Source organism: Hydrogenophaga sp., assembly GCF_051007235.1.
GTDB lineage: Bacteria > Pseudomonadota > Gammaproteobacteria > Burkholderiales > Burkholderiaceae_C > Hydrogenophaga.
The window spans coordinates 1-7704 of the sequence record NZ_JBPCSJ010000401.1; the positions used below are offsets into that span (position 1 = coordinate 1).

The following is a 7704-nucleotide window of genomic DNA, read 5'->3' on the forward strand; positions in this document are numbered from 1 at the left end:
GCGTCACCCCCCATGGGGCGATGCGTGTGGCCCGGCGGAGCCGGTTCCACCGCATCTCTGGATGGAGACACTTCGCTCCGGCCATATCTCAGCACCACCTCCTACGAATCAGCCTACTTGGCTGGCGATTCCTGCTCCATCCAGTTGGGCTCCAGCTCGCGCCAGGCGCGCTGCGCGTTAAAGCCCTGGCGTTCGGCGTGGCCGGCCCAGGCGCTGTACGCGGGCAAGGTCACGGTGGTCGCGTCGCTGGCCTGCAGGCCCTGGTCCATGGCGTTCAACACCCCGCTGCGCAACGCACCCAGGTAGGCGCGCGTGCCGGTCAAGGCGGGCGGCAAGGTGCTGGCATCGGATGCCACCGACACCACGTTGCCCACCACCAGCCGTGGCCGCAACGTGGCCAGCCGGTCCAGCGCCGCCAGCCAGCCGTCCAGGCTGCCCTGCGCCAGCTCGGGCAGGCGCTGGCCGTACACCAGGCCCCCGGCCCACAGCAGGCGGCGTTGTGCGTCCCAGAGCACCAGGTCGCCTCCCGTGTGGCCCTGCTCGGTGCGCAGGACGCGCAACCGGTACGGGCCGACGCGCAGCACCTCGCCCTCGGTCAGCGTGCGGGTGGGCAGCACGATGTTCGTGCCCGCCATCGCGTCGGTGCCGGCCTTGGCCGTGAGGCTGGCCAGGCAATCGGGGCAGCGTTGCGCCATGCCCGCGCGTGTGGCCGCGGTGGCCAGGATCTGCACCGTGCCGTCGGCCACCTGGTCGGCAAAGGCCGAGTTGCCCAGCACGTTTTCGGCGTGGGCGTGGGTGTTGACGATCCAGCGCACCTGGGCGCCGAAGCGGCAGGCCAGCGAACGCCGCAAGCGCTGGCCGTGCGCGTGGCTGGGGCCGGGGTCGATCAGCAGCGCCTGCGCGCCGTGCAGCACCACGCTCGTGGGCAGCACATGGCCAGCGTTGGCGTAACCGATCTCGGCCTCGACGGCCGGGCTCCAGTGCCACACGCCTGCGGCCACGCGCTGCCAGGGCACATCGTCGGCGCAGCGCGGCGCGGCCTGCACCGAGGCAACGCCCGCCAGCCAGCCGCACACCAGGGCGCACACGGCGCGAAGGGCGTTCATGCGGGTGCCCCCAGCACACGCTCGCGCAGGGCGGCCAGCAGGTCGGGCTCGTGCCCCAGGTGGCCGCTCAGCGGCAAGCTCAGCCGCCCGCCGAGCGCGGCCCAGCGGCGGCTGTTGGCCGGCGGGCAGACCGCGTCGAAGCGGCCGTGGACCCAGTCCACCGGCGTGCCCTGGCGGGCCAGCGCCTGGACCGCACGGTCCAGGTCACCCGGCCGCAGAAACCCCCGGTGCCGCAGGTAGTGCGCCTGCACCCGGTACTTGGCGTGGGCCTGCCGGTCGACCCGGCTGCGGCGCGGCTGGCGCGCCAGCGCCTGGGCGCGCCGAAAACGCCGCCGCAGCGCCGCCCACTCGCGGCGCGTGGCCACGGCCAGCCCGGGGCGACCTTGCAGCGCGGCATGACGCGCACCGCGCCGCAAACCGCGTTCGGCCAGGTCACTTTCCAGCAGCGCCCAGCGCCGCGCCACGCGCAGGGCTGCAACACCGGGTGTTCCACTTTGAAGCAGTTGTATCAGCCGGCGCAGCGCCACCGGCAGCGGTTTGCCCTGTTGCGCCGGCCAGCCAGGGTCGACGCCGAGCCGCTGCAGGGTCTGCCGCGTGGGCAACAGCAGGCCGCCGATTTCGCGCCGGCTGAGCGCAAACGCGCCGCGCAGCACCAGACGCTGCACACGCTGCGGGTGCTGCTGCGCGTAGGCCAGTGCCAGCACCGTGCCCCAGGACCCCGCCAGCACCGCCCAGCGCTCCAGGCCCAGGTGCACGCGCAAGGCCTCCAGGTCGGCCACCAGCGCCGGCGTGTGGTTGCCCTGCAGGCCCCCGCGCGGGCGGCTGGCCCCGCTGCCGCGCTGGTCGGGCGCGATGGCGCGCTGGCGCCGCAGGTCCAGCGGCGCCAGCTGGCCGGGCTGGCTGCCGCTGCCCGGGCCACCGTGCAGCAGCAGCCAGGGCTCGCCGTCGGGTCGCCCCGCCTCGCGCCAGGCCATGCGGTGCCCACGCCCCACGGCCAGGTGGCGCGGTGCCGGCCAGGCCGTGGGCATGGGGTCTTCCCTAGGTGGCGTCGAAATGGCATTCATATTGCTGGAAGCGGGTGCGGTTCGTGGTGCTGTGGAGCAGTCGGACCGGCAGTCAGTTTTCATGCCAACCCACTTTCTGGAGACGAATGATGCAATGGACCACCCCCGCTTTCACCGACCTGCGCTTCGGTTTTGAAATCACGATGTACATCGCCAACCGCTGATCGGCGGCTGACGCATGAAGGCGCACGCGTGTTCCACCGTGCGCCTTTTTCTTGAATCTTTGAACACATCACCATGCGCATCCGGGTTCTGGGCTCATCGGCTGGCGGCGGTTTCCCGCAGTGGAACTGCAACTGCCCCAACTGCGACGGCCTGCGCCGCGGCACGCTGCGCGCCACGCCGCGCACGCAATCGTCCATCGCCCTGAGCGCCGACGGCACCGACTGGCTGCTGGTCAACGCATCGCCCGACATCCTCACGCAGATCCAGCGCACACCCGCCCTGCAGCCCGCCCGTGCCATCCGCGACAGCGGCATTGCCGCCGTGCTGCTGATGGACGCGCAGATCGACCACGTGACCGGCCTGCTGATGCTGCGCGAGCGCAAGACGCCGCTGCCGCTGTTGGCCACGCCCGAGGTCTTCTCCGACATTTCCAGCGGCTTTCCCATCACCGGCATCCTCTCGCACTACTGCGGTGTGGCGCGCCAGGAACTGCCCATCGACGGCAGCGCGGTGCACATCCCTGCCCTGCCCGGCCTGCAACTGCAGACGGTGTCGCTGTCGTCCAAGCCGCCGCCGTATTCGCCGTTCCGCGGCAACCCGCGCCCGGGCGACAACATCGGCTTGCTGATGACCAACCCCGCCACGGGTGCCAAAGCCTTCTACGCGCCTGGCCTGGCCGAGGTCACGTCCGAGCTGATCACCCTCATGAGCGGCTGCGCGGTGGTGCTGGTGGACGGCACCTTCTGGACGCACGACGAAATGCAGCGCCTGGGTCTGTCGACCAAGGCTGCGCTGGACATGGGTCACCTGCCGCAAAGCGGCCCGGGCGGGATGATCGAACAGCTGGACCGCCTGCCCGATGGCGTGCGCAAGGTGCTCATCCACATCAACAACACCAACCCCATGCTGGTGGAAGACTCCGACGAACGCGCCTTGCTGACGCAGCACGGCATCGAGGTCGCCCACGACGGCATGGACATTGAGATATGACCCCCTGCGCCGCTTCGCGTCTTCCCCCTCCAGGGGGACCACACCAGTGGCCCGGCAAGGCCGGTTCCACGGTGTGCGCTGGACAAGGCACTTCGCTCTAACGTTCGTACTTGTAGGAACCTGATCTTGGAAATCGCCCAGTCCCTCCGCACCGACGACCACCTGCCCGCCTGGAACGCGCAAGAGTTCGAAGCGCAGTTGCGTGACAAGGGTCGCAGCTACCACATCCACCACCCGTTCAACGTGCGCATGAACTCGGGCGGCTGCACGCCCGACGAGATCCGTTGCTGGGTGGCCAACCGCTTTTACTACCAGATCTGCATCCCGCGCAAAGACGCGGCCATCCTGGCCAACATGCCCGACCGCGAGCACCGCCGGCTGTGGGTCGAGCGCATCCTCGACCACGACGGCCATGGCGATCACCAGGGTTCCGCCGCAGGGGGCATCGAAGCCTGGACGCGCCTGGGCGAAGCGGTGGGCATTTCGCGCGAAGAGCTGTGGTCGCTGCAGCACGTGGTGCCGGCCGTGCGCTTCGCCTGCGACGCGTACGTGAACTTCGCGGCCAAGGCGCCCTGGCAGGAAGCGGTGTGCTCGTCACTCACCGAGATGTTCGCACCGCAGATCCACAAGGACCGCCTGGCCACCTGGCCCACGCACTACCCCTGGATCGAGGCCAACGGCCTGAGCTACTTCCGCAGCCGCATCCCGCTGGCCAGCCGCGACGTGGAACACGGCCTGCGCGTCACGCTGGACCACTTCAAGACCCGCGAGCAACAGCACCACGCGCTGGACATCCTGCAGTTCAAGCTGGACATCCTCTGGACCATGCTCGACGCGATTGAAAAAGCCTGCCAATCGTGAAGCCCCCCTGCGCCGCTTCGCGTCTTCCCCCCTGCTACGCGGGGGGACCGCACCTGTGGCCTGGCAAAGCCAGTTCCACGGTGCGCCTTGAACGACTCCCCCTCCGAACCACTGCTGTCGCCTGATATGAGTGCTCTTCCCGCCCTACCCAAACTCTCGCGCAAGTTCCGCCTGCAGTTCGAGCCAGCGCAGGACCGCTGGGTCCTGCTCTACCCCGAGGGCATGGTGCAGCTCAACCCGAGCGCGGCGGAGATCCTGCAGCGCTGCGACGGTGAGCGATCGGTCGACGCCATCGTGAGCGAACTCGAAGCCACGTTCAACGCCCAGGGTATCGCGCCCGAAGTCCTCAACCTGCTCGAAGAGGGCCAACGCCGTGGCTGGATCGACTGAGCTTCCGAGCGCCGCCCCCATCCCCGCCGGCCCGCCGCTGTGGCTGTTGGCGGAGCTGACCTACCAGTGCCCGCTGCACTGTGTGTTTTGCTACAACCCGACGCGCCACGCGCAGGTCAGGGACGAGTTGACCACCGCGCAGTGGGTGGACGTGATGACGCAGGCTCGAAAGCTCGGCGCAGCGCAGCTGGGCTTCTCGGGCGGCGAACCGCTGCTGCGCGACGACCTGGAAGAGCTGGTGCAGGAAGCGCACCGCCTGGGCTACTACACCAACCTCATCACCTCCGGCGTGGGCTTCACGCCCGCGCGTGCACAGAAGCTCAAGGACGCCGGGCTCGACCATGTGCAGCTGTCCTTCCAGGACTCCACCCAGGAGCTGAACGACTTCCTCAGCCACACCAAGACGTTTGATCTCAAGCAGCGCGTGGCCCGGCTGATCAAGGCGCACGACTGGCCGATGGTGATGAACTGCGTGCTGCACCGGCACAACCTGCCGCACGTGCGCAAGATCATCGACATGGCGGTGGCGCTCGAAGCCGAGTACCTGGAACTGGCCAACACCCAGTACTACGGCTGGGCCTGGATCAACCGCGACCACCTCATGCCCACGGCCGACGAGCTCAAGGTGGCCGAGGCCGAGGTCAACGCCTTCCGCGCCGAGCAGGACGCGAAGACCGACGGCCACAAGACCCGCGTGCTGTTCGTCGTGCCCGACTACTTTGAAGAGCGCCCCAAGGCCTGCATGAACGGCTGGGGTGCGGTGTTCCTGTCCATCGCGCCCGACGGACTGGCCATGCCCTGCCACAACGCGCGCGACCTGCCGGGCCTGCAGCTGCCCAACGTGAAGGACGTGTCCATCGCCGACATCTGGCAGCGCAGCAACGCCTTCAACACCTACCGCGGCGACGCCTGGATGAAGCCCACCTGCCGCAGCTGTGACGAGCGCCACAAGGACTTTGGCGGCTGCCGCTGCCAGGCCTTTCTGCTCACCGGCGATCCGGCCGAAACCGACCCGGTGTGCAGCAAGTCGGCCCACCATCAGAAGGTGGTGGCGGTGGTGCGCGATGCGCCCAAGCGCCGCAACATCCCCATCGTGTTCCGCAGCGATGCGGAATCGAAAGCCTTGCATCCCACCCCATGAGCAGCACGAGCACCCAACGCATGTTCGGCGCCTTGCTGGTGCGGCGCATGCCCGGCGCTTCCCGGCCCACGCTGAATCTGGAGCGCGCCGACCAGGGCCTGTTCCTGCTCTGGCTGGCCTTCATGGGTTTGCTGGGCTTTGCCGCGCTGCTGCTGTGGCAGGCCGGTGCCTGGCACCGCCTGGTCGAAGCCGATCCGACGCGGCTCACCCTGGTGATCGTGCTGCTGTTTCTGGGCAGCTCAGGCTGGGCGGGGCACCGCGCCTGGGTGCTGGGCCGCCAGCGCGCGGCGCTGGACCAGGCGCCCCACGGCGAAGGCAGCTGGTGCGGCGCTTTTCTTCGCGGAACGGCGCCACCCGGCGCCGACCGCGCCGCGTGGCTGCAGGTGCTGGGCGAGCGGGCCCACGGCGCGCACGAAATGGCCTGGTGGCTCAACGGCATCCAGCTCAAACTGGGCCTGCTGGGCAAGGTGATCGGTTTTTCCATCCTCGCGCTCAACCTGGGCCAGATGGAGAGCTTCGACCCCAGCCAGAGCGCGCAGCTGCTCAAGAGCCTGACCGGCGGCCTGGGCATCGCGCTGCTGACCACCGTGACCGGCCTGACCGGCAACATCCTGCTCGGCCTGCAGCTCATGCGGCTGGACCGTTTTGCCGACGCGCTGGTGGCCGACGCGCTGGCGCTGTCACTGGCCGCCGACGCCGCACCTCAAGGAACGCCCGATGGCGATCGGCCGACCGGTCCGTGACACCGAAACCGATCCGTTCTACGACATGTTGTTCAACATGTTGATCGCCTTCGTCTTCTGTTTCGTCATCGCCATCCTGGCCTTCAACCCCAACGCGCGCAAAGCCGGCGACGTGCCGGCCAAGGCCGAGTTCATGGTCACCGTGTCGTGGCCCGACGGCAACCCCAATGACGTCGACACCTGGGTCATGGAGCCCGGTGGCAAGACCCTGTGGTTTCGCCAGCGCGACGCCGGCCTGCTGCACCTGGACCGCGACGACCGCGGCGCCAAGAACAGCAGCGTGCTCGTCAACGGCCGCGAGTTCAGCAGCCCGATCCGGCAGGAAATCGTCACCCTGCGCGGCATCGTGCCCGGCGAATACGTGGTCAACGCCCACTACTACGACAGCGGCGACCAGCAGCCGGTGGACGTGAGCGTGACCGTGGTCAAGATCAACCCGCAGGCCGAGATCGTGTTCACCGGCACCCAGCAGATCCCGCGCAAGGGCGACGAGCGCACACTGATCCGCTTCACGCTGGACGAAACCGGCGGCGTCACCGATCTCAACACCAACCCCAAGACCATCGTGCAACGCACGGGTTTATGAAACGCTTCCACCGATGATCCCTGCCGTTTCCTCCCAGCTCCTGCTGCTCGTCATCGTCTACGCACTGCTGGCCTTTTTGCTGCTGGTGCTGTGCCTGGGCACGCGCTGGCACTGGGGCCTCAAGGCGGCTCTGGTGCTGCTGGTCAGCGGCTTCTACGCGTTTGGCCACCAGACGTTCAAGGGCGTCTCGGGCTGGCCGGCCGAAGACGAGTTGCCGCGCCAGTTCGTGCTGCTCTCGGCCGTGTTCGACGAACCCAGCCCCGGGCGCGGCCACCCGGGTGCGATCTACCTCTGGGTGCACCCCATGAAGGACAACGCCCCGCTGGCCATGCCCCGCGCCTTCAGGCTGCCCTACGAAAAAGACCTGCACCGCATCCTGGGCGACGGCGTCAAGAAGGCGCGCGACGGCAACACCCAGCTGGGCGAAACCGAACCCCGCCGGGGCCAGGGGGGCCTGGCCTGGTTGAGGCCCGCGAGCAACGACAAGGTCGAGATCAAGCTGCGCGATCTTCCACGCGCGCAACTGCCGGAGAAGTGATGACACCCCCTGCGCCGCTTCGCGTCTTCCCCCTCTCTCGCCTTCGGCGAGAGGGGGACCGTCCCTGTGGCCCGGCAAAGCCGGTTCCACGGGACGACTGGTCTGGGGACACGCGCTCCG

The 7704-nt window shown here is 68.8% G+C and carries 10 protein-coding genes; 8 read left to right on the forward strand and 2 right to left on the reverse strand.

The window, feature by feature from the left end; all coding sequences use genetic code 11:
- Positions 1-113 precede the first annotated feature (113 nt).
- Both ACR2JA_RS14340 and ACR2JA_RS14345 read right to left on the reverse strand, forming a co-directional pair.
- Positions 114-1106: an MBL fold metallo-hydrolase gene (locus ACR2JA_RS14340; RefSeq protein WP_434009758.1), complete on the reverse strand. Its 993-nt coding sequence runs from the start codon at positions 1104-1106 to the stop codon at positions 114-116.
- Positions 1103-2134: an alpha/beta fold hydrolase gene (locus tag ACR2JA_RS14345; protein WP_434009759.1), complete on the reverse strand. Its 1032-nt coding sequence runs from the start codon at positions 2132-2134 to the stop codon at positions 1103-1105. The genes ACR2JA_RS14340 and ACR2JA_RS14345 overlap by 4 nt, the downstream gene beginning before the upstream one ends.
- Before the next feature lie 125 nt (positions 2135-2259).
- Here ACR2JA_RS14345 and pqqA point away from each other — a divergent pair, with 125 nt between their 5' ends.
- The 8 genes from pqqA (at position 2260) to ACR2JA_RS14385 (ending at position 7584) form a co-directional block, all read left to right on the forward strand.
- Positions 2260-2334: a pyrroloquinoline quinone precursor peptide PqqA gene (gene pqqA / locus ACR2JA_RS14350; RefSeq protein ID WP_068167214.1), complete on the forward strand. Its 75-nt coding sequence runs from the start codon at positions 2260-2262 to the stop codon at positions 2332-2334.
- Positions 2335-2407: 73 nt separating this feature from the next.
- Positions 2408-3325, forward strand: a complete 918-nt coding sequence (pqqB, locus tag ACR2JA_RS14355; protein ID WP_434009760.1) for a pyrroloquinoline quinone biosynthesis protein PqqB — start codon at positions 2408-2410, stop codon at positions 3323-3325.
- A gap of 126 nt (positions 3326-3451) precedes the next feature.
- Positions 3452-4186, forward strand: a complete 735-nt coding sequence (gene pqqC, locus ACR2JA_RS14360; RefSeq protein WP_434009761.1) for a pyrroloquinoline-quinone synthase PqqC — start codon at positions 3452-3454, stop codon at positions 4184-4186.
- Between the two features lie 126 nt (positions 4187-4312).
- Positions 4313-4576 (forward strand): pyrroloquinoline quinone biosynthesis peptide chaperone PqqD, encoded by a 264-nt coding sequence (pqqD, locus tag ACR2JA_RS14365; protein WP_434009762.1) that lies wholly within the window; start codon positions 4313-4315, stop codon positions 4574-4576.
- Positions 4560-5717, forward strand: a complete 1158-nt coding sequence (gene pqqE / locus ACR2JA_RS14370) for a pyrroloquinoline quinone biosynthesis protein PqqE (protein WP_434009763.1) — start codon at positions 4560-4562, stop codon at positions 5715-5717. Before pqqD ends, pqqE begins: the two co-directional genes overlap by 17 nt.
- Positions 5714-6460, forward strand: coding sequence for a hypothetical protein (locus ACR2JA_RS14375; protein WP_434009764.1), 747 nt, complete (start codon positions 5714-5716; stop codon positions 6458-6460). The genes pqqE and ACR2JA_RS14375 overlap by 4 nt, the downstream gene beginning before the upstream one ends.
- Complete coding sequence (locus ACR2JA_RS14380) at positions 6435-7046, forward strand: hypothetical protein (protein WP_434009765.1); 612 nt, start codon at positions 6435-6437, stop codon at positions 7044-7046. The genes ACR2JA_RS14375 and ACR2JA_RS14380 overlap by 26 nt, the downstream gene beginning before the upstream one ends.
- A gap of 13 nt (positions 7047-7059) precedes the next feature.
- Positions 7060-7584, forward strand: coding sequence for a hypothetical protein (locus ACR2JA_RS14385; protein ID WP_434009766.1), 525 nt, complete (start codon positions 7060-7062; stop codon positions 7582-7584).
- Positions 7585-7704 lie beyond the last annotated feature (120 nt).

What these genes read in the sequence shown, in the direction of transcription:
- ACR2JA_RS14340 (WP_434009758.1), bottom strand. Translation starts at nt 1,106, where the DNA reads ATGAACGCCCTTCGCGCCGTGTGCGCCCTGGTGTGCGGCTGGCTGGCG.
- ACR2JA_RS14345 (WP_434009759.1), bottom strand. Translation starts at nt 2,134, where the DNA reads ATGCCCACGGCCTGGCCGGCACCGCGCCACCTGGCCGTGGGGCGTGGG.
- pqqB (WP_434009760.1), top strand. Translation starts at nt 2,408, where the DNA reads ATGCGCATCCGGGTTCTGGGCTCATCGGCTGGCGGCGGTTTCCCGCAG.
- pqqD (WP_434009762.1), top strand. Translation starts at nt 4,313, where the DNA reads ATGAGTGCTCTTCCCGCCCTACCCAAACTCTCGCGCAAGTTCCGCCTG.
- ACR2JA_RS14375 (WP_434009764.1), top strand. Translation starts at nt 5,714, where the DNA reads ATGAGCAGCACGAGCACCCAACGCATGTTCGGCGCCTTGCTGGTGCGG.
- ACR2JA_RS14380 (WP_434009765.1), top strand. Translation starts at nt 6,435, where the DNA reads ATGGCGATCGGCCGACCGGTCCGTGACACCGAAACCGATCCGTTCTAC.
- ACR2JA_RS14385 (WP_434009766.1), top strand. Translation starts at nt 7,060, where the DNA reads ATGATCCCTGCCGTTTCCTCCCAGCTCCTGCTGCTCGTCATCGTCTAC.